Raw genomic sequence first — 20,310 nt, forward strand, 5'->3', positions numbered from 1 at the left:
GCAGGTGATCAGTCGGCCAGGCGGGCCTCGATCTGGGCCTTGGTGGCTTGAAGCTCCGCCGGCAGGTGGTAGCTCAGCTGCTCGAACAGGGCCGTGTGCAGTTCCAGCTCGGCCTTCCAGGCGGCCTTGTCGATGTGGGTGACCTGCTCGAACTGGGCGGGGCTGAAGTCCAGGCCGTCCCATTGCAGATCGCCGTAGCCGGGGCTGAGGCCGAACAGGTGTTCCTCGGCCTTGCCGGTGCCCTCGACGCGCTCCAGCATCCACTTCAGCACGCGCATGTTCTCGCCATAGCCGGGCCAGACGAACTTGCCGTCCGGGCCCTTGCGGAACCAGTTGACGCAGAAAATTTTGGGCAGCTGGCCGCCCAGGGACTCAAGCTTGTGCTCCATGTCCAGCCAGTGCTGGAAATAGTCGCTCATGTTGTAGCCGCAGAAGGGCAGCATGGCGAACGGGTCGCGGCGCACCACGCCCTGCTGACCGGCGGCGGCGGCGGTGGTCTCCGAACCCATGGTGGCGGCCATGTAGACGCCTTCCATCCAGGTGCGGGCTTCGCTGACCAGGGGCACCGTCGTTGAACGGCGGCCGCCGAAGATGAAGGCATCGATGGCCACGCCGGCGGGGTTGTCCCATTCGGCATCGAGCACCGGGTTGTTCAGCGCGGCCACCGTGAAGCGAGCGTTCGGATGGGCGGCCTTGGCGCCGGTTTCCTTTGCGATGGCCGGTGTCCAGTCCTTGCCTTGCCAGTCGATCAGATGGGCCGGCGGCGTGTCGGTCATGCCTTCCCACCACACATCGCCGTCATCGGTCAGCGCGACATTGGTGAAGATCACGTCATGGGTCAGGCTGGCCATGCAGTTGAAGTTGGTCAGCGTGTTGGTGCCCGGAGCGACACCGAAGTAGCCGGCCTCGGGGTTGATCGCGTACAGGCGGCCGTCCTGGCCCGGCTTGATCCAGGCGATGTCGTCGCCGATGGTGGTGACCTTCCAGCCGTTCAGGCCGGCCGGCGGGATCAGCATCGCGAAGTTCGTCTTGCCGCAGGCGCTGGGGAAGGCGGCGGCGACGTGGTACTTCTTGCCGGCCGGATTGGTGACGCCCAGTATCAGCATGTGCTCGGCCAGCCAGCCCTGGTAACGGCCCATCGTCGAGGCGATGCGCAGCGCGAAGCACTTCTTGCCCAGCAGCGCGTTGCCGCCGTAGCCGGAGCCGTAGGACCAGATCTCGTGCGTTTCGGGATAGTGGACGATGTACTTGGTGCTGTTGCAGGGCCAGGCCACGTCTTGCTGGCCCTCGGCCAGCGGCGCGCCGACGGTGTGCACGCAGGGCACGAACTCGCCGTTCTCGCCCAGCACGTCCAGCGCGCCACGACCCATGCGGGTCATGATGCGCATGTTCACGGCCACATAGGGGCTGTCGCTCAGCTCGACGCCGATGTGCGCGATCGGCGAGCCCAGCGGGCCCATGCTGAAGGGCACGACGTAAAGGGTGCGGCCACGCATCGCGCCCTTGAACAAGGCCTTGTCACCCGACTGCAGCAGTTGGCGCATCTCGGCCGGTGCCATCCAGTTATTGGTCGGGCCGGCGTCTTCCTTGCGCTCGGAACAGATATAGGTGCGGTCTTCGACGCGCGCCACGTCGCTGGGGTCGCTGCAGGCCAGATAGCTGTTGGCACGCAGCTCGGGGTTCAGCCTCTTGAAGGTGCCGGCCTCGACCAGCTGGGCGCACAGCCGGTCGTACTCGGCCTGGCTGCCGTCACACCAATAGACATCGCTGGCTTGCGTGAGCGCGGCTACTTCCGCAACCCAGGCAATCAGACGGGCGTGTTTCACGTAGGCGGGCACGTTCAAGCGCAGCCCTTCCATGGCGGGTCGGTTCATGGTGAGTCCCAATCAATGTCAAAAAGCAGAATTGGGCGAGCCTCGTTGCGAGGCACATGGCAAAGCGCCTCTCGCGGGGCTGGCCCAATTCCGCCTTCGCTGCGGGTCGCGCAGGTCCGGCGCCTGACCGGCTTTGTGGGCCGGCCATCCGGGCGTTTTGATCCAAACGGCCGGCGGGGAAGCGATTGTCACCCCAATGTAACCACGCCGTAACTACCGCATCCCCGGGGGTCATGCAATTGCGGAATAAGGTGATGCAAGCGACGATTGGGGGCTGACGCACTCGTAAGATCCGTCACGAATCCTTGACTTTCATCACTCCAATGAAACTGCTGCATATCAATGTGGGCCGAGCCGCGGCGCTGCAGGCCGAAGGCCAGACCGTGATGTCGGGCATACGCAAGCGCGCGGTAGACGGGCCGGTGCAGGTCGGCCCCATGGGCTTGACCGGCGACGAGCAGGCCGACCTCAGCGTCCATGGCGGCCTGGCCAAGGCGGTCTATGCCTATCCGCAGGAGCATTACCCGTTCTGGCAGACCGTGCGGGCCCAGGCCAGGGCGGCCGAGCCCGACGCTGATCTGCCACCGGGCAGCATGGGGGAGAACCTGTCGCTGAGCGGCCTGCTGGAGAACCAGGTCTGGATCGGCGATGTGCTGCGCTTCCCCGGCTGCGAGCTGGCCGTCAGCGAACCGCGCTTTCCCTGCTTCAAGTTCAACGCGGTGATGGGCTTCAACCAGGCCGTCAAGATGATGACGCAGAGCGGCTGGTGCGGCTTCTACCTGAGCGTGCGCTCACCGGGCCTGCTGCGGCCCGGCGAGGCCTTCGAGCTGATAGCGGGCCCACGCGAGGTCGGCATCAGCGAGCTGTTCCGCAGCCGCTCGGCGGGCCGCAAGCTCTAAGCCTTGGACTGAGCCAGCGTCGGATAGTCGATATAGCCCTCAGCGCCGCCGCCATAGTAGGTGGCGCGGTTCGATTCCTGTAACTCGCTGTTCTGGCGCAGACGCTGCACCAGATCGGGGTTGCCGATGAAGGCGCGACCGAAGGCCACCGTGTCTGCCAGGCCCTTGGCGATGACATCCATCGCCATCTCGCGGCTGTAGCCGTTGTTGACCATCCAGGAGCCGCCGAACTTCTGGCGCATCGCCTCGAAGTCGAACGGGGCGACATCGCGCGGGCCACCGGTGGCGCCCTCGACGACATGCAAGAAGGCCAGCTTCAGCGGCGCCAGCTGCTCGGCCACGTAGTTGAACAGGGCCTGGGGGTTGCTGTCCTGGCCGATGTCGTTGCTGGGCGTGACCGGGCTCAGGCGCAGACCGGTGCGGCCGGGGCCGATGGCGCCAGCGATGGCCGTCATCACCTCGATCAGCAAACGGGCGCGATTCTCGATGGAGCCGCCATAGGCATCGGTGCGGTCATTGACGCTGTCGCGCAGGAACTGGTCCAGCAGGTAGCCATTGGCGCCATGTACTTCGACGGCGTCGAAGCCGGCCTCTATCGCGCAGCGGGCGGCATGGACATAGGCCTGGATCAGGCCCGGAATCTCGTCGGTGCGCAGCGCGCGCGGGACATCGACATTGACGAAGCCCTCGGTGGCATAGGTCTTGGTCGTCGCCGGCTTCGCTGTCGACGATACCGGCGCCTGGCCGCCCGGCTGAAAGGCCTTCAGCGAGATGCGGCCCACATGCCACAGCTGGACGGCGATACGGCCGCCCTCGGCGTGCACCGCGTCCGTCACCTTGCGCCAGGCCGCCACCTGCTCGGGCGTGTGGATGCCGGGGGTGTCCAGATAGCCCTGGCCCTCGGGACAGATTTGCGTGCCCTCGCTGATGATCAGCCCAGCGCTGGCGCGCTGACGGTAATACTCGACATGCAACGCGTTGGGCAGCTGGTGGATGGCGCGGTTGCGCGTCAGCGGCGCCATCACGACGCGGTTGGAAAGTTCTACATCGCCAAGGCGGATCGGGTCGAACAGGGAGGTCATGGGACTGCTTTCGGGAATGGATGCCTCCAAGGGTACGCAGTTTTGATAAAACCTCGCGTCAGCGCCCCGCAGGAGTTCGTGCTAGGTCAAACAACGGCTACATTGCCCCCATGCTTGCTTACAGACACGCCTTTCACGCCGGCAACCATGCCGATGTACTCAAACACCTGGTACTCGGCCAGGTGCTGCGCTATATGGGGGAAAAAGACAAACCCTATACCCTGATCGACACCCACGCGGGCGCCGGCGGCTATTCGCTGGAAGGCCGCTACGCCCAGAAGAAGGGCGAGTACGCGATGGGTGTGGGCAAACTTTTCGACCGCAAGGACCTGCCGCCCGGCCTGGCCGCCTATGTGCAGCAGGTCAAGGATTTCAACGAGGACGGCCAGCTGCGCCAGTACCCGGGCTCGCCGGCCATCGCCAAGGGCCTGCTGCGGCCCGACGACCGCATGCGCCTGTTCGAGCTGCACTCGACCGATTTCCGCATCGTCGAGTCTTATATGAAGGACAGGCCCAACACCCAGGTCAGCGACAAGGATGGTTTTGCCGCGCTGAAGGGCGAGCTGCCGCCGCCGTCGCGCCGCGCCGTGGTGCTGATGGACCCGTCCTACGAGATCAAGAGCGACTACGCCAAGGTGCTGACCGCCGTGCGCGAAGGCCTGCAGAAGTTCGCCGAGACGGTGCTGATCGTCTGGTACCCGCAGATCCAGCTGCTGGAGGCGGCGCAGCTGCCCCAACGCCTGAAGGCCACAGGCGACACCATGGCCAAGAAGGGTTGGCTGCATGTGCGCCTGACGGTCGCCCAGCCGGATGAGCGCGGCTTCGGCATGCTGGGCTCGGGCCTGTTCATTGCCAACCCGCCCTTTGTGCTGCACGACATGCTGGCCGCCGAGCTGCCCTATCTGGTGGACAAGCTCGGCCAGTTCGACGGCGCAAACTATGTGCTGGAGCAGCGCTCCGTCTGAGCCCTGCAATTGAGTGGCAGATCGCACGGCGGCACAGTGCCCCCGTGCAGGCACTCATGGAACTGCAGCATTTCTGCGCTAGCCTAGGGCGACAAACGGACTCTCCCGCCCCGCATGAACCTCAACTTCAGCCCTGCCGCCCTCGCGCGCATCGTGCCGTTTCTGGCCTTCATGCTGCTGTTGGGGCTGCGCGGCGCGCTGGGCGATGCCGGCCTGGCAAGCCTTGACCCGCGCTGGGTCTATGGCCTGAGCGTCGCCGTGGTCGGTGGGCTGCTGGCCTGGTACTGGCGCGGCTATGGCGAGCTGGCGCGGCAGAACCTGCCCACGGCCTCTGAGACGCTGCTGTCCATAGGCCTGGGCCTGGCGGTGTTCGCGCTGTGGATACGGCTGGACGCCCCATGGATGATGCTGGGCGAGGCCACCGCCACCTTCCACCCGGTCGATGCCAATGGCGAGTTGCTGTGGCCGCTGATCATCGTGCGCTGGGTCGGTGCTGCGCTGCTGGTGCCGGTGATGGAAGAGCTGTTCTGGCGCAGCTTTCTGATGCGCTGGGTGCAGGCACCGCAGTTCGAGACTGTCGATCCGCGTCGTGTCGGCCTGCGGGCCATCGCCATCTCGACCTTTCTGTTCATGCTTGCCCACACCCTGTGGCTGGGCGCCATCATCGCCGGCCTGGCCTATGCCTGGCTGTACCGCCGCACCGGCAAGCTGTGGACGGCGGTGATCGCCCATGCGGTCACCAACGGCGCGCTGGGCATCTGGGTCGTGCAGACGGGGCAGTGGCAGTTCTGGTGAGTCTGCAGCAAAGCTCAAGCCCGGCTTGAGCAACACACCAGGCGCGGCGTCTAAGCTGCGCCGTCATGAGCGCCGAAATCCTCCGCCTTTACTACAGCCCCAAGGCCTGCTCGCTGGCCTCGCATATCGCGCTGGAGGAATCCGGCCTGGCCTACACGGCCGAATGCGTGGACATACGCACCCAGGCGCACCGCGATTCACGCTTTCTGGCGCTCAACCCGCTGGGCACGGTGCCGGCGCTGGGCCTGGGCGATCAGCTGCTGACCGAATCGCAGGCCATCCTGACCTGGGTGGCCGACCGAGCACCCGAGCAGGGCCTGCTGGCAAGACCGGGCACCCTGCAGCGGGCCCGCTCGCACGAGTGGATGAACTTCGTTTCCAGCAGCCTGCACCCGAGCTTTCGCGCCATCTTCCGGCCCGAGCACTATGCGGGCGCCTGCCTGGCCGGCCAGGACGCCGTGCGCCTGCAGGGCCGGCAGCGGCTGCGCCAGGCCCTGCTGACGATTGAGCAGCGCCTGGCGGGCAAGAGCTATGCGGTGGGCGAGCGCTTCAGCGTCTGCGACGCCTATCTGTTCGTGTTCTTTCTCTGGACCTATGACGAGCGCATAGGCGCCGAGCTGCCGGCGCGGCCCCACTACCAGGCGCTGGCCGAGCGCGTCTGGCAGCGGCCGGCGGTTCAGCGCGTGGTGGCCACCGAACATGCGCAACGCGCCTATGCGCTGGCGCCCATGCTGGAGTGGACGCGATGAGCTTGTACGCGGTGCAGAAGCTGATCTACCAGGTCAACCGCGACCCGGCCCTGGCCCAGCGGCTGAAGGCCGGCCCGGCGGCGGTGCTTGCCGACTACGAGCTCAGCGCCGAGGAGCTTGGCGCGCTGGCCGCGCCCGACATCGGCCTGCTCTATGTGTTGGGCGTCAACGGCCAGCTGCTGATGCACTATGCCGCGCTGTGGGGCCTGGCCTGGGACGACTATCTGCAGGCCATGCGCCAGGGCGTGCGCGAGCACGGGCCGGTGCGCGCCGGACTGTACGCGATGACCACCGACGGAGATCTCTCATGAGCCTGGTCTTTGCCGGCATCTGCAGCCATGGCCCGGGCATCACGGCCCGCACCGAGCGGGCCGACCCGGCCAGGCGTGGCCGCTACTTCGACGCGCTGGCCACTTTGCGCGCCGAGCTGGAGGCGAGCCGGCCCGATGCCTTGATCGTCATCGCCGCCGAGCACTTCGCCAACTTCTTCATGAACAATATGCCTGCCTTCGCGATCGGCATGGCCGAGCACTACGAGGGCCCGATCGAGGATCCCGACTGGCTGCGCATACCGCGCCGGCGGGTGCCCGGCGCCAAGGAACTGTCGCGCCGCCTGCTCGACGGCCTGCTGCCGCGCATCGACATGGCCTATTGCGAGGAATGGCAGTTCGATCACGGCATCATGGTGCCGCTGCACTTTCTGACGCCCGGCTACGAGCTGCCGGTGATACCGGTCAACATCAACTGCCAGTGCCCGCCGATGACGCCGCTGCCCCGCGCCTATGCGATGGGCCAGGCGTTGCGCGCTGCCTGCGACGCGCAGCCGGAGCGCATTGCCCTCATCGGCACCGGCGGTATCTCGCACTGGCCCTGCACGCCCGACACCGGCAAGATCAACACCGCCTGGGACCAGGACTTTCTGCAACGCTGGGCCCGCAACGAACCCGCGGCGCTGACCGCCTACACCGATGCCGAGGTCTATCGCGATGGCGGCCAGGGCGGCTTCGAGATCCGCACCCTGATTGCCGTGGCCGGGGCCGCCGGCGGCCTGGGCGAAATCCGCTGCTACGAGCCGATTCCGGAGTACGCCTGCGGCGTCACCGTCGGCCGCATGGCCTTGGGGTGATTCAGAGGTCCTTGGCCTGGGTGGCGAACTCCGCCAGCATGAAGTTCCAGAACGGCTTGACGCAGTCCAGATGGCCGGCCGGCTGGGCCGGGCAGTCGGTCAGGGTGACCAGGCCGCCAGCACCCTGGGTCTGCATCGCCTGCAAGGTGGCCACTGCCGTCTGGTAGGGCACGGTGCGGTCGTCACGGCCGTGGTACAGCCGGGTCGGCACCGCCGGTTTCCAGTTGTGCACATTGCTGTGCAGATTCATCGCGGCGCTGTCATCGGCCAGGTAGTTGTCGATGAAGTGCGGCGTGAACGTGACGTCGGCCTGGTCGCTCATCAGCTCCTTCAGCAGCAGGTCGCGCACATCGCGGCGCACCGTGTCGCTGAGCAGCTTGAACAGGCCGGGCTGCAGCAGCGGCGCGAGCTTGGGCGCGGCCGTACGCACACGGTCCAGCAGCTGGTCCATCGTGACCTCGACGCTGTAGGGGCCCGCGCCGGTCACGACGCTGACCAGTTGGCTGCGCACCGGGCTGGTGCTGGCCTGCAGCACACGGTGCGCGGCCATCGTCACGTAGCCGCCCTCGGAATAGCCGCCGAGAAAGAGCTGCTTGTTATCCAGGATCTTCTGGGTATAGCGCCAGTAGCGGGTGGCGGTCAGCAGGTCCATCACCACGGCGGCCGATGGCGCGGCCAGCAGATAGGGATGGGGCACGCCCTTCGATGCGCCATAGCCCACGTAGTCGGCCGCGACGACGATGTAGCCGCTTGATGCCATCACCACCGCCGCCTCCGCCGCCACCGCGTGGTTGCTGGGCACCTCGGCATTGCGCATCGTCGTGCCATGCTGATAGGCCAGCACCGGGCTGACCGCATTGACGGGCTTGACCGGCACGCTGACCAGCGCCGAGGCCAGCACCTCCTTGCCGGCGGCGTCCAGGGTCAGGTACTCGATACGGTAGTTGGTGACCTCGTACTTGGGCACGACGTCGGGCGCCTTGGCGCCGGCGTCTCGCAGGGCGATCGAGATGTCGGCGGCGGTGATGCTATTCAGCTTGGTCGCAGTCCTGAACTCGCCGGGGCCCTTGACCTGGACGATGGGGTCGGGCGGCACGACGACCACCGGCGGCGGAATGGCCGGATCAGCGATACCGGGGCTGCCGCCGCCGCAGGCCGCCAGCAGCAGCGCGCACAGCGAAGCCGACAGCAGGTTCGGACGCAGGCCCGATGCTGAGCTATGACTCATGAGATTCTCCCCTGGATGCGGATCCTGCGGTCTGTGCCGCGGCTGTGGGCAGCATCCTAGCCCAGGGTACGTCAAGCAAAAAGCAGACGCCAGCGCAGCCAGGCGCGGCGGGCCAGCCGCCTGGCGCGCTTCAGCTCGTGCCAGGCCCGCGAGGCGCGCACCTGGGCCAGCAGGGCGGTCTTCCAGGCCAACCAGCGCGTGTAAAGCCGGGCGAACCAGGCCAGGCGCATCAGCGCCGGCTGGGTCAGCTGGAACAGCCGCGCCATCACCGCCGTGCCCACCAGCTTGGCCAGCACAATCACCGCCAAGCCCAGGCCCGCACGGCCGATGCCGATCAGCCACAGCGCCAGCAGCTTCACCGGCAGCAGCAGCACCGTGGGCACGATGAACAGAGCGAGCGCGGCATAGGGTGGCAAGCCACCAACCCAGCGTTCGATCTGGCGGAACAGCGGCAGCGCGCCGATGCGGGCCATCAGCCGCGACAGCGGCGCCCAGCCCCATTCCTCGAACAGTATCAGCAGCGCCAGCAGCCAGCCGCCCACGGTCTTGAGCGCGCGCAGCAGCCGGCTCATCACAGCACCTACTCGATGCCGCGCGCGCGGTCGGCGTGGAACTGCACGCGCCAGGCTTCGAAGCGGCCCGCGTCCAGCGCCTCGCGCATCTCGCGCATCAGGTTCAGGAAGTAGTGCAGGTTGTGGATGCTGGTCAGCATCGGGCCCAGCATCTCGCCGCAGCGGTCGAGGTGGTGCAGGTAGGCGCGGCTGAAGCTCTCACAGGCGTGGCAGCTGCACGTCATGTCGATCGGCTTGTCGTCGGTCTTGTAGCGCGCATTGCGCAGCCGCAGATCGCCGAAGCGGGTGAACAGATGGCCGTTGCGCGCATTGCGCGTGGGCATCACGCAGTCGAACATATCTATGCCCTGACTGACGCCCTCGACCAGATCCTCCGGCGTGCCCACGCCCATCAGGTAGCGCGGTTTGTTGGCCGGCAGCTGGTGGCCGATATGGGCCAGCACCCGCATCATGTCTGCCTTGGGCTCGCCCACACTGAGGCCACCGATCGCATAGCCAGGCAGATCGAGCGCGGCCAGCCCGGCCAGCGATTCGTCACGCAGGTTCTCGAACATGCCGCCCTGGACGATGCCGAACAGGGCGTTCGGGTTCTCAAGCTTCTCGAACTCGTCCTGGCAGCGCTTGGCCCAGCGCAGGCTCAGCTCCATCGACAGCCGGGCTTCCTTCTCGGTCGTGATGTGGCCCTTGGTGTCGTAGGGGGTGCACTCATCGAACTGCATCACGATGTCGCTGTTCAGCACGGTCTGGATCTGCATGCTGATCTCGGGCGTCAGGAACAGCTTGTCGCCATTCACCGGCGAGGCGAACTTGACGCCCTCCTCCGAGATCTTGCGCATCTCGCCGAGGCTCCAGACCTGGAAGCCACCGCTGTCGGTGAGGATGGGCTTGTTCCAGGCCTCGAATTTGTGCAGTCCGCCGAACTGTTGGAGGATGTCCAGGCCCGGCCGCAGCCACAGATGGAAGGTGTTGCCGAGGATGATTTGCGCACCCATTTCTTCGAGCGAGCGCGGCATCACCCCCTTGACGGTGCCGTAAGTGCCCACCGGCATGAAGATGGGCGTCTGCACGACGCCATGGTTGAGGGTGAGCGTGCCGCGGCGGGCGCGGCCTTCGGTCTTGAGCAGGTCGAACTTCAGCATGATGGGGCGATTGTCGCAGGCGCGGGACAATTCACCCTATGCCCTATTCCCTCGCCCAGGCCGTACACAGCGAACTGATCATCAAGAAGAGCCGCTTCATCGGCTGTGTCGAGCCCTGCGCGGACCGGGCGACAGCGCTGGTGAGGGTCGCAGAGCTTCGTACCCAGCATGTGGGTGCTGTGCACGTTTGCTGGGCCCTGCTGGCCGGCGGCCAGTCGGCGGCGGTCGATGACGGCGAGCCCAGCGGCACCGCCGGCCGACCGATGCTGGAGGTAATGCGCCATCAGGATCTCGAGGGCGTGCTGGCCACCGTGGTGCGCTACTGGGGTGGCGTCAAGCTCGGCGCCGGCGGCCTGGTGCGAGCCTATACCGACAGCGTGGCCCAGGCCCTGCTGACCGCCACCAAGGTGCCGCTGCAGCGCCTGGTGCAGCTGCGCTGTACCGTGCCCTATGCCCAGGAGGGGGTGCTGCGGCGTGAGCTGGACGCCGCCCAGGCCACACTGACCCAGGTCGAGCATGGCAGCCAGGTCGAGCTGTGGTTCAGCCTGGCGGAGAGCGGCTCGGCGACGCTGGTCAGTCGATTGAACGATGCGACCCAAGGGCGCATCGGCTGGCTCACGGCCTAGGCTTGCCAGACCCCGTAGCCGGCCTCGCGCAGCGCAATCGCCAGTTCCACCTCCATGTCACGTGCTCCGTCGTACGGCATCGGGTTGTAGCACTCGTACAGCTGGGGCAGCAGGCGCAGGCCGTAGTCGAACACATAGCGATTCGACTGGATGCCGGCCTTGTGCTTGTCGAAGCGCAGGTCCGGGTCGACGCCGGTCATGCCCACGTAAACGAAAGGCTTGCCCAGCTGGTAGTCCGGGTTGGCCTTGCGAAAGCGCGGCTCGTTCCAGACCTGATCGGCCAGCTCGACGACGTAGACGCTGTGGTGATGGCTGCGTGGTGGTCGCTTGGCCATCGCGGGGCCTCAATCAGCCGGCGCGAGCCAGCAGCATCGCGTCGCCATAGCTGAAGAAGCGGTATTGCTCGGCAATCGCGTGGCGATACAGGTCCATCACCGGTTCATAGCCGGCAAAGGCGCTGACCAGCATCATCAGGGTGCTCTTGGGCAGATGGAAGTTGGTCAGCAGCCGGTCCACCACCTGGAACTCGAAGCCCGGGGTGATGAAAATGTCGGTCTCGCGGGCGCCGGCTTTGAGCGTGCCTCCCAGCGCGGCGGACTCAAGCGCTCGCAGGGTCGTCGTGCCCACGGCCACCACCTTGCCGCCCCGTGCGCGGGTCTCGGCAATTGCCGCCACCGTTTCGGCCGGCACCTGGAACCATTCGCTGTGCATCTTGTGCTCGGCCAGCGTCTCGACGCGCACCGGCTGGAAGGTGCCTGCGCCGACGTGCAGGGTCACATGCGCGGTGACTACGCCGCGCGCGGCCAGATCGGCCAGCACGCCCTCATCGAAGTGAAGGGCGGCCGTCGGCGCGGCCACCGCGCCCGGCTCGCGGGCGAACACCGTCTGGTAGCGCCGCACATCGTCGCCGGAATCCTCATGGGTGATGTAGGGCGGCAGCGGCACATGGCCGTGGGCGTCGAGCAGCGCGAACGGATCAGACGGAAAGCGCAGATGGAACAGCCCGTTGTCAGGGCCGCAGCGGCCCAGCACCTCGGCATCGAAGGCATCGTTGAAGCGCACCAGGGCACCGGGCTTGGGCGACTTGCTGGCGCGCATATGGGCCCAGACCTCCTGCGTGCCCGGCAGCACCCGCTCGATCAAGGCCTCCACCGAACCGCCGGTGGCCTGGGCCAGCGCTGGGCCGCTCCCGAGCTGGCCCAGCTCCCCCTCGGGGGGCAGCGACCGCGAAGCGGGCGCCTGGGGGCCCCATTTCCTGCCAAACAGCCGCGCCTTGATCACCAGCGTGTTGTTGAAGACCAGCAGGTCGCCGGCATCGAGCAGGCCGGGCAGATCGCGGAACTGGCGGTCCACCGGCGTGGCAGCACGCCCATCCAGCAGGCGCGAGCCGCTGCGTTCAGGCGCGGGATGCTGGGCGATCAGCTCGGGGGGCAGCGTGAAGTCGAAGTCGCTGGCGGTGAAAAGACGAGACATGGGGTTTTGAGGGCCGGACGGACCCGTGCCAAACACTGGGGGCAGGATTGTCCCACGCGTCCTGCGGTTGACACGCATCAAGGCCCGGCATGGCCAGCGGTGCGAGCATCAAGACAAGGAGACCTCGATGACCCACCACATGACCACCGGCCAGCTGGCCCTGCTGGAAACCGCCCTGACGCAACGCCAGCAGGCACTGGAACGGGAACTGCAAGCCCAGCTGGGTGACCAGGGCCGCGTCGAGCATGCGCGGGAGCAATTGCTGCAGGACAGCGATGGGGAACGCGCCCACGACGCCGACCGCGAGGTGGACCTTGCCCGCAGCGACCTGAACCTGGACGCGCTGCGCCAAGTCAACGAGGCCCTGCTGCGCCTGCGCCTGCCCGACTACGGTCTGTGCACCGATTGCGGACAGGGAATTTCCTTCGACCGGCTGCAGCACAGCCCCGAGGTGCTGCGCTGCATCAGCTGCCAGTCCGCGGTGGAAAAGCGCAGCGGCCTGAACAGCACCCATCACAGCCTTTAACCGAAACCCTGAGAAGAGGAAACCGATATGACCATGTTCCACGCCATCGTCTGGCTCGACCACCACAACGCCAAGGTCTTGCAGTTCAACCCAGACACCGTCGAAACCGCCACCGTCAAGGCCCATACCCACAACACCAAGCAGCATGGCAGCGGAGTTCGCGACGAGCACGAGTTCTTCGCTGACGTCAGCGCCGCCCTGGCCGGCATCACCGAGGTGCTGGTGGTCGGCTCCAGCACCGCCCAGGCCGACTTCAAGCACTATCTGGACAAGCACCGCCCGCAGGTCGCCAAGCAGGTCGTCGCCTATCAGACCGTGGACCATCCGACCGACAATCAGCTGGTCGCCCTGGCCCGCGAGTTCTTCCTGAAACACGACCGCATGGCGGGCGTGCCGACGCCGAGCTGAGCCGACCTGAGCCGGCTTGACGCCGGCAACGGTCGGTGACGGCTCAGTTGCCGCCGGTGCCGGTGGTCAGTATCGTGCCCTGCTCACCGGTGATCCAGCCGGCCTTGGCATCGATAAATTGCACGCCGGACAGATTCCGGGTGGTGCCGGTGTTCTGCTGGATCCAGGTCTTGCCACCGTCTTGTGTGGCAATGACGCTGCCGGCGCCGCCAACGACCCAGCCATGCGCTGCGTCGGCAAAGGCAATGCCTCGCCAGCCAGCGTATTGGGTCGTGGGTCGCTGAACCTTCCAACTCTCACCGCCGTCCGTCGACTGCAGTACCGCCGATGACGAGATGGCCCAGATCAGCTTCTCATCGACATACTGGATCTGCATGATCTGGTCGGAGATACCCGAGTAGCGGGACATCCAGGTCTTGCCTCCGTCCAGCGTTTGGTAGATCTGCCCGCTGAATCCGGCCACCAGGCCCCTGCTGGCGTCCCGAAATCGAAGCGTTCCGCCAGAGGTGGGCCATTCGCCAACCTTGACCCAGCTTTGACCTCCATCCGTGGTCTGCATCAAGTCGCTGCTGCCATTCGAGCGGCGAGCCCACCCCAGGTTCTCATCGACAAACTGATAGTCCGCAAAATTGGCGGCACCAGGGCCGGAGTTCCAGGTGGCTCCGCCATCGCTGCTGCGGTAGAGGCGTCCGTCAGCCGTCAACCAGCCGATCTTGGTGTTGATGAATTGGAACTTGGACGCGCCATAGTTGGTGGACAACTCGTTCAACTTGACCTTCCAACTCAGGCCGCCGTCGGTCGTCTCCTTCAGCTCACCCTGGTCGGTCAGTAGCAAGGCGCGCTTGTTGTCGAAGAACCAGCTGGTGCGATAGCTCTGGTTGCGCTGTGCATAGGGCAGACCGACGGCCAGCGTCCAGGTCTTGCCCTTGTCCGACGACAGGTAGTGAGCGCTGTCGGTCCGCGCCAGCCATGTGCCGCCACCGAACTTCTGAAACCAGGGTCGGCTGTAGCCGCCGAGCTCTGGCGCGGCAATGGCCCCCCAGGTGGCGCCGGCGTCTTCGGTGACCCAGTAGCTGGAAGCGTTGTAGGTATTGCCGGTATAGACGAGGGTGCTCGCGTCAAGCGCCTGAAACCCACCCGAATCCCAGTAGGTCGCCGCGCCAGGTGCCTGCAAGGCGACCCAGTTGAGACCGCCGTCAACGCTTCGATACAGCATCGAGCCCTGCAAGGCCAGCAACGCACCGGCCGTCGACTGCTGCACGCGCAACATGCCCTGGTCGGCAGCAATGCCCTTGGGCACCATCTGGTTCCAGGTGCTGCCCCCGTCATGGCTGGTGTGCAGGCTGAAGCTGCTAACGAAACTGTTGGTCGAGCTGACATAGGCCTGCTGCCAGCGGCTTATGAACACCGTGGATTCGCCGACGACCTTCAGTTCGGAGGAATCGTAGGCCGAAGGCGCCTCCGTCTGCAATACCTTGGTCTTAGTCGCCCCAAAGTCCGTCGACTTGTACAAGGCGTTGTTCTGGTAGCTCCAGATCACGCCCTCCGGAGTCGTCGCATTGACCTGCATGTCGAACCGCCTCCAGGTCGTGCCACCGTCACTGCTGGCGTAGCCGCCGTACTGTTCGAGTAGAAGCAACTTGTCGGCACTGATCACCTGCAAGGTGGCCGCGTAGTAGTTGGGCTCGAAAGGCAGCTTGGACAGCTGCCATGTCGCGCCGCCGTCCTTGGTGCGCAGCAGGGCACCGAACTCGCCCAAGGCCCATCCAGTCTGGGCGTCCAAGAATTTGACAAAGGTCAGGGTCGCGTTGATGCCGGAGTTCTGCCGGGTCCAGCTGACACCGCCGTCCACCGTCTTGAATATTTCTCCGTTGACGCCGACCATCCAGCCGGTTTTGGCGTCCAGGAAAGAGACATCACGCCGATCCGAACCTGTCGGCTTGGGATGCTCCCAGCACCAGCCCGACTCGCTGGCGCCGCTGCACTGCAGCCCCTTGACATGGGCCGCGTTGTTCACGGTCACCTTGTATTTGGCTTCACGAGTCGAGCCGGCCTCGTTGGTGACCTTCAGCGTCACCTCGAAGTCGCCGCCCTTGGGATAGCTGTAGCTGGGTGCGACCTCGGAGCTGGTGCCGCCGTCGCCGAAGGTCCAGGCGAACTTCAGGCCGCCGCCGGGCGCGGCAATGGATGGCTTGAACTGTGACGGGCTTGTGACGTCCAGATGGCTCGGCGCACTCACGCTCACAATGTCGGGAAGCGCGGTCACCGGTGGCGGCGGTGGAGGCGGTGGCGGGCCTTCCTCGCCTCCGCCGCCGCCGCAGGCGCTCAGCAGGAGTCCGGAAAAAATGATCGCGGCATGCGCGGCTGCAACTCTGTTCATGGAGTTCCTCCCTGGCCTGATGGCTGTATTTGTGCGGCGATCATAGCCAGACACCGGCTTCAGGACCTCAGTACTTGCCTACCCCGGCAACCGCTGGCAACAAGCACGGCAAAATCCCCCCATGCCCGAGGCCAAGCCCCCCACCCAGCAGCAGAAGTCCGCGCCCCAGAAGGCGCTGGAGAAGCTGGGCCTGCGGCGCGATATCGACCTGGCCCTGCACCTGCCGCTGCGCTATGAGGACGAGACGCGCATCACGCCTATCGCCCAGGCCCGCGAGGGTCAGGTGGTGCAGGTCGAGGGCATCGTCAGCGAGAGCCATATCGAGTTGCGTGGGCGGCGGCAGCTGCTGGTGCGCCTGCGCGACGACAGCGATGAGTTGCTGCTGCGCTTTCTGAACTTCTATCCCTCGCAGCAGAAGAGCCTGGCGGCCGGTGCGCGCGTCCGCGTGCGCGGCGAGTTGCGTGGCGGCTTCTGGGGGCGGGAGATGGTGCATCCGCTGTGCAAGCTGGTGCAGGATGACACACCGCTGGCCACCGCGCTGACGCCGGTCTATCCGACCAGCGCCGCCCTGCCCCAGGCCTATCTGCGCAAGGCAGTCGTGAGTGCCTTGAAGCGGGCGCCGCTGGACGAGATCCTGCCGCCCGGCAGCCTGCCCGCCAATCTGCCGACCCTGCGCGAAGCGCTGGACTTTCTGCACCACCCCTCGCCCAAGGTCAGCCTGGCGACGCTGGAGGATCACACCCATCCGGCCTGGCAGCGGCTGAAGGCCGAGGAGCTGCTGGCCCAGCAGCTGAGCCAGCTGCAGTCGCAACGGCAACGGGCCCTGCTACAGGCGCCACCGCTGCGCGGCCAGCGCGCCGGCCTGCACGAGAAATTGCTGGCCGCCTTGCCCTTTCAGCTGACCGGCGCGCAGCAGCGCGTCGTCGAGGAGATTGCTCAAGACCTGGCCCTGGGCAAGCCCATGCACCGGCTGCTGCAGGGCGATGTGGGCTCGGGCAAGACGGTGGTGGCGGCGCTGGCTGCCGCAGTCTGCATGGACGCCGGCTGGCAATGCGCGCTGATGGCGCCGACCGAGATCCTGGCCGAGCAGCATTTCCGCAAGCTGATCCACTGGCTGGAGCCGCTGGGCATCACCGTGGCCTGGCTGACCGGAAGCATCAAGGGCAAGGCCAGGCAGAAGATGCTGGACGCCGCCGCCTCGGGCCAGGCCCAGCTGGTGGTGGGCACCCATGCGGTGATAGAGGACAGGGTCGAGTTCGCCAGGCTCGGGCTCGCCATCATCGACGAGCAGCATCGCTTCGGCGTGGCGCAGCGACTGGCCCTGCGCAACAAGCTGGCGCAGCAGGCGCTGGAGCCCCACTTGCTGATGATGAGCGCCACGCCGATCCCGCGCACGCTGGCGATGACCTATTTCGCCGACCTGGAGGTCAGCACGATCGACGAGCTGCCGCCCGGCCGCACACCCATCGTCACCAAGGTGTTCGCCGATGCCAAGCGCGAGAACGTGATTGAGAAAATCCGGGACGAGGTGACCAAGGGGGCCCAGGTCTACTGGGTCTGCCCGCTGATCGAGGAAAGCGAGACGCTGGACCTGCAGAACGCCACCGAGACCCATCTGCATCTGGCCGAGGCCCTGCCCGGCCATGCGGTGGGCCTGCTGCACGGCCGCATGCCACCTGCAGAGAAGGCCGCAGTGATGGCCCAGTTCACCGCCAACCAGATGAGCGTGCTGGTGGCCACCACGGTGATCGAGGTCGGCGTCGATGTGCCCAATGCCAGCCTGATGGTGATCGAGCATGCCGAGCGCTTCGGCCTGTCACAGCTGCACCAGCTGCGCGGCCGCGTCGGGCGCGGGGCGGTGGCCAGCGTCTGCGTGCTGATGTATACGGCACCGCTGTCCGACACCGGCAAGGCGCGGCTGAAGGCGATGGCCGAAACAAACGACGGCTTCGAGATCGCCCGCCGCGACCTGGAGATACGCGGCCCCGGCGAGTTCATGGGCGCGCGCCAGTCGGGCGCCCAGCTGCTGCGCTTCGCCGACCTCACCGAGGACATCAAGCTCTTGGAGCATGCCCGGCGCCTAGCGCCCAGGCTGCTGGACCAGCACCCCGAGGCAGCGTCCAGGCATGTGGCGCGCTGGCTGGGGAGCAAGGCGGAGTTTCTGAAGGCTTAGGACATCACTTCAGCCGCTGTACCCAGTAGACAAGCACCTCGGTGCGCGGCCTGATGTCCACATCGCTGTAGCGATAAACCGGCACCGTGTTGATCGCGTCCACCGTGGCCATGCCCGAGATCACGCGGCCGAACACCGTATAGCCCTGCTGACCGGGCAGGCTGCTCTTGTAGTCCAGCGAGGTGTTATCGCGGGCATTGATGTAGAACTGGCTGGTGGCCGAGTTCGGGTCGCTGCCGCGGGCCATCGCGAGGGTGCCGCGCAGATTGCTCAGGCCGTTATTGCTCTCCAGCGCGATCGGTGCATAGCGCGGCGCCAGCGGGATCTGGCCGCTGACATAGCCGCCGCCCTGCATGACGAAGTCGCGGTCCACGCGGTGGATCAGCGTGTTGCCGTAGAAGCCATCAGCCACATAGCGCAGGAAGTTGTTGACCGTGGCCGGCGCATAGGCGGTGTAGAGCTCGATCACCATCTCGCCGCTGCTGGTCAGCATGCAGACGGTGCTGTAGCTGCTCAGCGCCGAGGCGGCCAGGCCGGTGGCGCTGCAGGTATTGGTGTTGGGATAGGGGTAGGGATTGGGCTGAGGCCGGGGCAGCGGATCGGGTTCGTAGATGATGACCTCGCCGCCACCGCCGCAGGCGGTCAGGAAGGCTGCGCAGGCAATGGCGGCCGCGCGCAAAGCAAAAGAGCGCATTGTGCTGACTCCGGATGTGGGGTCGTGGCACAACGCGCTCTGGGCGGGCGCTGTTGACTCGGCTGCGATCTGTTACTTGATTGTTACCAATGTCAAGCAATCAACAAATCATCCCCGAGTAGTCCAGGCCTCACTGGATTTGCTGAGCCCAATAGATCAAGACCTCAACCGCCGGCACCTCGCGTGCCGCGTTCAACACCGGTTCGGCATAGATCTTGTCGATCGTGTCGATGCCGGAGATCACGCTGCCATAGACGGCGTAGCCGTTCTTCGTTGCCGGGGTGGTGGCCTTGAAGTCCAGCGTGCCACTGTTGTCGGCGGTGTTGATATAGAACTGGCTGGTGGCCGAGTCGGCCACATCGGTACGGGCCATGGCCAGGCTGCCGCGCACATTCTTCAGGCCGTTCTCGCTTTCCAGCACGATGGCGGGATAGGTCGCCGCCTTGGCGACGGTGCCGGTGGCAAAGCCGCCACCCTGCACCACCTGCACGCCCGTGACCTTGGAGACGCGGTGGAAGATGGTGTTGGTGTAGAAGCCGTCCTTCACATACTTCAGGAAGTTGGCCACCGAGACCGGCGCCTTGTCGGCGCGCAGTTCGAACACGATCTCGCCATCGCTGGTCAGCATGCACACGGCGGCATTGGTGGTCAGCTTGGCCGCGGCGATGCCGGCGGCGCTGCACGCGGTGGTCGGTGCGGTGGGCTTGGGGTTGGGCGAGCCAACGACTTGCGGCGCAGGGGCCGGGGCGGGACTGTCGCCGCCACCGCCACCGCAGGCAGCCAGGGAGGCCACGCCGGCCATCAGGGCCGCGCGTGCGAACAGAGAACGCAGGTTCATCATGGACATGGTGAATTCAAAGTGTGTGTTGACAGATGAGTCCCGGGTCAGGGGATCCGAGTGAACTCAATGGTAGCGTGAACGGGTAAATGATCAGGCAAGGGCTCGTGGCTGGCGATCAGCCAGGCCGTGCCGCCGGCCGCAGCGTACTCGGCAAGTGCGGCGGCCAGGTGACGGATCGATGGCAGGTCCAGCGCGGCCAAGGGTTCGTCCAGCAGGCACACCGCCACCTGCACGGTCAGGGCCGCCGTCAGCCCGACCTTGCGCCGCGTTCCGGTCGACAACATGTACATGGGCTTGTGCAGATGGGACTCAAGCTTGAAGCCGGCGATGTGCCGTTCCCACTGCCCCGGCTCGCGCTGGGCATGGCGGCTGCGCACATGGTCGAAGTAGTCCAGCGCCGTCTGCTGCTGGAAGGCCTGCAGCTCGGAGTCGAAGGCAAATACCTGGCGGCCATAGGGCTGCGGGTCGATCGCTGCATCCAGTCCGGCGGCGATCAAGCGACCGGACGCTGGCGCCAACGCGCCGCCTATCAACTTCAACAGCGTCGAGCTGCCGGCGCCGTCCGGAGCGCTCAGCAGGGTGATGCCCGGACCGAGATCTTGCGACCAGTCTTCGACGATAGGGCGACCGGGGTAGGCGAAGCTCAGTTCGCTGACTTGCAGCAGCGGGAATGTGGCATTGCTCATGGGCCGCCATTGTGGACGCCCGGGCTGCGGAGGCAGCGCCGGGAAAGCCCTCTGGAACACGCGCGACGGGGCCG

At 66.2% G+C, this 20,310-nt stretch carries 21 protein-coding genes; 10 read left to right on the top strand and 11 right to left on the bottom strand.

Annotated elements, in window-relative coordinates:
- Window positions 1-8: 8 nt before the first annotated feature.
- Window positions 9-1,874, bottom strand: coding sequence for a phosphoenolpyruvate carboxykinase (GTP) (locus DES47_RS06385; protein ID WP_133699856.1), 1,866 nt, complete (start codon window positions 1,872-1,874; stop codon window positions 9-11).
- Window positions 1,875-2,197: 323 nt separating this feature from the next.
- Here DES47_RS06385 and DES47_RS06390 point away from each other — a divergent pair, with 323 nt between their 5' ends.
- Window positions 2,198-2,773 carry an MOSC domain-containing protein gene (locus DES47_RS06390; RefSeq protein WP_133699857.1) on the top strand — a complete coding sequence of 192 codons (576 nt, stop codon included), beginning with the start codon at window positions 2,198-2,200 and terminating at the stop codon, window positions 2,771-2,773.
- On the opposite strand, the gene DES47_RS06395 is transcribed toward DES47_RS06390, so the two are convergent.
- Entirely contained in the window at window positions 2,770-3,855 is a 1,086-nt protein-coding gene (locus DES47_RS06395) for an alkene reductase (RefSeq protein ID WP_133699858.1), read from the bottom strand. The two genes, DES47_RS06390 and DES47_RS06395, sit on opposite strands and share 4 nt — an antisense overlap.
- 110 nt (window positions 3,856-3,965) lie before the next feature.
- Between DES47_RS06395 and DES47_RS06400 the strand changes: the two genes are divergently transcribed.
- The 5 genes from DES47_RS06400 (at window position 3,966) to DES47_RS06420 (ending at window position 7,490) form a co-directional block, all read left to right on the top strand.
- Window positions 3,966-4,820 (top strand): 23S rRNA (adenine(2030)-N(6))-methyltransferase RlmJ, encoded by an 855-nt coding sequence (locus DES47_RS06400; RefSeq protein ID WP_133699859.1) that lies wholly within the window; start codon window positions 3,966-3,968, stop codon window positions 4,818-4,820.
- A gap of 114 nt (window positions 4,821-4,934) precedes the next feature.
- On the top strand, window positions 4,935-5,615 hold the full coding sequence (locus tag DES47_RS06405) for a CAAX prenyl protease-related protein (protein ID WP_133699860.1): 681 nt from the start codon (window positions 4,935-4,937) through the stop codon (window positions 5,613-5,615).
- Window positions 5,616-5,680: 65 nt separating this feature from the next.
- A complete protein-coding gene (locus tag DES47_RS06410) occupies window positions 5,681-6,364 on the top strand; it encodes a glutathione S-transferase N-terminal domain-containing protein (RefSeq protein WP_133699861.1) in 684 nt (227 codons plus the stop codon).
- Window positions 6,361-6,675 (top strand): aromatic ring-opening dioxygenase subunit LigA, encoded by a 315-nt coding sequence (locus tag DES47_RS06415; protein ID WP_133699862.1) that lies wholly within the window; start codon window positions 6,361-6,363, stop codon window positions 6,673-6,675. Before DES47_RS06410 ends, DES47_RS06415 begins: the two co-directional genes overlap by 4 nt.
- Window positions 6,672-7,490: a DODA-type extradiol aromatic ring-opening family dioxygenase gene (locus DES47_RS06420; protein WP_133699863.1), complete on the top strand. Its 819-nt coding sequence runs from the start codon at window positions 6,672-6,674 to the stop codon at window positions 7,488-7,490. The genes DES47_RS06415 and DES47_RS06420 overlap by 4 nt, the downstream gene beginning before the upstream one ends.
- Before the next feature lies 1 nt (window position 7,491).
- On the opposite strand, the gene DES47_RS06425 is transcribed toward DES47_RS06420, so the two are convergent.
- The 3 genes from DES47_RS06425 to tgt all read right to left on the bottom strand — a co-directional run bounded on the left by DES47_RS06425 (window position 7,492) and on the right by tgt (window position 10,429).
- The gene (locus tag DES47_RS06425) at window positions 7,492-8,718 is read right to left on the bottom strand and encodes an alpha/beta hydrolase family protein (protein ID WP_133699864.1); all 1,227 of its coding nucleotides are present in this window, start codon (window positions 8,716-8,718) and stop codon (window positions 7,492-7,494) included.
- A gap of 71 nt (window positions 8,719-8,789) precedes the next feature.
- Entirely contained in the window at window positions 8,790-9,290 is a 501-nt protein-coding gene (locus tag DES47_RS06430; protein WP_166651879.1) for a hypothetical protein, read from the bottom strand.
- An 8-nt stretch (window positions 9,291-9,298) separates the two neighbouring features.
- Window positions 9,299-10,429: a tRNA guanosine(34) transglycosylase Tgt gene (tgt, locus tag DES47_RS06435; RefSeq protein WP_133699865.1), complete on the bottom strand. Its 1,131-nt coding sequence runs from the start codon at window positions 10,427-10,429 to the stop codon at window positions 9,299-9,301.
- A 38-nt stretch (window positions 10,430-10,467) separates the two neighbouring features.
- Between tgt and DES47_RS06440 the strand changes: the two genes are divergently transcribed.
- Window positions 10,468-11,055, top strand: a complete 588-nt coding sequence (locus DES47_RS06440) for an IMPACT family protein (RefSeq protein WP_133699866.1) — start codon at window positions 10,468-10,470, stop codon at window positions 11,053-11,055.
- Here DES47_RS06440 and DES47_RS06445 read toward each other — a convergent pair.
- Both DES47_RS06445 and queA read right to left on the bottom strand, forming a co-directional pair.
- Window positions 11,052-11,390 carry a hypothetical protein gene (locus DES47_RS06445; protein ID WP_133699867.1) on the bottom strand — a complete coding sequence of 113 codons (339 nt, stop codon included), beginning with the start codon at window positions 11,388-11,390 and terminating at the stop codon, window positions 11,052-11,054. The two genes, DES47_RS06440 and DES47_RS06445, sit on opposite strands and share 4 nt — an antisense overlap.
- 13 nt (window positions 11,391-11,403) lie before the next feature.
- Window positions 11,404-12,528, bottom strand: a complete 1,125-nt coding sequence (gene queA, locus DES47_RS06450) for a tRNA preQ1(34) S-adenosylmethionine ribosyltransferase-isomerase QueA (RefSeq protein ID WP_133699868.1) — start codon at window positions 12,526-12,528, stop codon at window positions 11,404-11,406.
- A gap of 127 nt (window positions 12,529-12,655) precedes the next feature.
- Here queA and DES47_RS06455 point away from each other — a divergent pair, with 127 nt between their 5' ends.
- Together DES47_RS06455 and DES47_RS06460 are read left to right on the top strand one after the other, a co-directional pair.
- The gene (locus DES47_RS06455) at window positions 12,656-13,054 is read left to right on the top strand and encodes a TraR/DksA family transcriptional regulator (RefSeq protein ID WP_133699869.1); all 399 of its coding nucleotides are present in this window, start codon (window positions 12,656-12,658) and stop codon (window positions 13,052-13,054) included.
- A 27-nt stretch (window positions 13,055-13,081) separates the two neighbouring features.
- Window positions 13,082-13,462, top strand: coding sequence for a hypothetical protein (locus DES47_RS06460; protein WP_133699870.1), 381 nt, complete (start codon window positions 13,082-13,084; stop codon window positions 13,460-13,462).
- A 43-nt stretch (window positions 13,463-13,505) separates the two neighbouring features.
- Here DES47_RS06460 and DES47_RS06465 read toward each other — a convergent pair whose 3' ends face one another.
- Complete coding sequence (locus tag DES47_RS06465) at window positions 13,506-15,842, bottom strand: YCF48-related protein (protein ID WP_133699871.1); 2,337 nt, start codon at window positions 15,840-15,842, stop codon at window positions 13,506-13,508.
- A 121-nt stretch (window positions 15,843-15,963) separates the two neighbouring features.
- Here DES47_RS06465 and recG point away from each other — a divergent pair, with 121 nt between their 5' ends.
- A complete protein-coding gene (gene recG, locus DES47_RS06470; protein ID WP_133699872.1) occupies window positions 15,964-18,015 on the top strand; it encodes an ATP-dependent DNA helicase RecG in 2,052 nt (683 codons plus the stop codon).
- 4 nt (window positions 18,016-18,019) lie between these two features.
- Here the strand turns inward: recG and DES47_RS06475 are convergent, their stop codons facing one another.
- From DES47_RS06475 to DES47_RS06485, 3 genes are all read right to left on the bottom strand, one after another.
- Window positions 18,020-18,709, bottom strand: coding sequence for a peptidylprolyl isomerase (locus tag DES47_RS06475; RefSeq protein ID WP_133699873.1), 690 nt, complete (start codon window positions 18,707-18,709; stop codon window positions 18,020-18,022).
- A 130-nt stretch (window positions 18,710-18,839) separates the two neighbouring features.
- Window positions 18,840-19,556: a peptidylprolyl isomerase gene (locus DES47_RS06480; protein WP_133699874.1), complete on the bottom strand. Its 717-nt coding sequence runs from the start codon at window positions 19,554-19,556 to the stop codon at window positions 18,840-18,842.
- A gap of 38 nt (window positions 19,557-19,594) precedes the next feature.
- On the bottom strand, window positions 19,595-20,236 hold the full coding sequence (locus tag DES47_RS06485) for an ABC transporter ATP-binding protein (RefSeq protein WP_166651881.1): 642 nt from the start codon (window positions 20,234-20,236) through the stop codon (window positions 19,595-19,597).
- Window positions 20,237-20,310 lie beyond the last annotated feature (74 nt).

The organism is Roseateles toxinivorans, assembly GCF_004362525.1.
GTDB classification, from domain to species: Bacteria; Pseudomonadota; Gammaproteobacteria; order Burkholderiales; family Burkholderiaceae_C; genus Paucibacter; species Paucibacter toxinivorans.

Bases quoted from the DNA above. Each gene is read 5' to 3' on its own strand.
- recG (WP_133699872.1), top strand. From the start codon at position 15,964: ATGCCCGAGGCCAAGCCCCCCACCCAGCAGCAGAAGTCCGCGCCCCAG.
- DES47_RS06405 (WP_133699860.1), top strand. From the start codon at position 4,935: ATGAACCTCAACTTCAGCCCTGCCGCCCTCGCGCGCATCGTGCCGTTT.
- DES47_RS06455 (WP_133699869.1), top strand. From the start codon at position 12,656: ATGACCCACCACATGACCACCGGCCAGCTGGCCCTGCTGGAAACCGCC.
- DES47_RS06460 (WP_133699870.1), top strand. From the start codon at position 13,082: ATGACCATGTTCCACGCCATCGTCTGGCTCGACCACCACAACGCCAAG.
- DES47_RS06430 (WP_166651879.1), bottom strand. From the start codon at position 9,290: ATGAGCCGGCTGCTGCGCGCGCTCAAGACCGTGGGCGGCTGGCTGCTG.
- queA (WP_133699868.1), bottom strand. From the start codon at position 12,528: ATGTCTCGTCTTTTCACCGCCAGCGACTTCGACTTCACGCTGCCCCCC.
- tgt (WP_133699865.1), bottom strand. From the start codon at position 10,429: ATGCTGAAGTTCGACCTGCTCAAGACCGAAGGCCGCGCCCGCCGCGGC.
- DES47_RS06410 (WP_133699861.1), top strand. From the start codon at position 5,681: ATGAGCGCCGAAATCCTCCGCCTTTACTACAGCCCCAAGGCCTGCTCG.
- DES47_RS06445 (WP_133699867.1), bottom strand. From the start codon at position 11,390: ATGGCCAAGCGACCACCACGCAGCCATCACCACAGCGTCTACGTCGTC.
- DES47_RS06480 (WP_133699874.1), bottom strand. From the start codon at position 19,556: ATGTCCATGATGAACCTGCGTTCTCTGTTCGCACGCGCGGCCCTGATG.
- DES47_RS06415 (WP_133699862.1), top strand. From the start codon at position 6,361: ATGAGCTTGTACGCGGTGCAGAAGCTGATCTACCAGGTCAACCGCGAC.
- DES47_RS06465 (WP_133699871.1), bottom strand. From the start codon at position 15,842: ATGAACAGAGTTGCAGCCGCGCATGCCGCGATCATTTTTTCCGGACTC.
- DES47_RS06420 (WP_133699863.1), top strand. From the start codon at position 6,672: ATGAGCCTGGTCTTTGCCGGCATCTGCAGCCATGGCCCGGGCATCACG.
- DES47_RS06395 (WP_133699858.1), bottom strand. From the start codon at position 3,855: ATGACCTCCCTGTTCGACCCGATCCGCCTTGGCGATGTAGAACTTTCC.
- DES47_RS06475 (WP_133699873.1), bottom strand. From the start codon at position 18,709: ATGCGCTCTTTTGCTTTGCGCGCGGCCGCCATTGCCTGCGCAGCCTTC.
- DES47_RS06390 (WP_133699857.1), top strand. From the start codon at position 2,198: ATGAAACTGCTGCATATCAATGTGGGCCGAGCCGCGGCGCTGCAGGCC.
- DES47_RS06425 (WP_133699864.1), bottom strand. From the start codon at position 8,718: ATGAGTCATAGCTCAGCATCGGGCCTGCGTCCGAACCTGCTGTCGGCT.
- DES47_RS06385 (WP_133699856.1), bottom strand. From the start codon at position 1,874: ATGAACCGACCCGCCATGGAAGGGCTGCGCTTGAACGTGCCCGCCTAC.
- DES47_RS06400 (WP_133699859.1), top strand. From the start codon at position 3,966: ATGCTTGCTTACAGACACGCCTTTCACGCCGGCAACCATGCCGATGTA.
- DES47_RS06485 (WP_166651881.1), bottom strand. From the start codon at position 20,236: ATGAGCAATGCCACATTCCCGCTGCTGCAAGTCAGCGAACTGAGCTTC.
- DES47_RS06440 (WP_133699866.1), top strand. From the start codon at position 10,468: ATGCCCTATTCCCTCGCCCAGGCCGTACACAGCGAACTGATCATCAAG.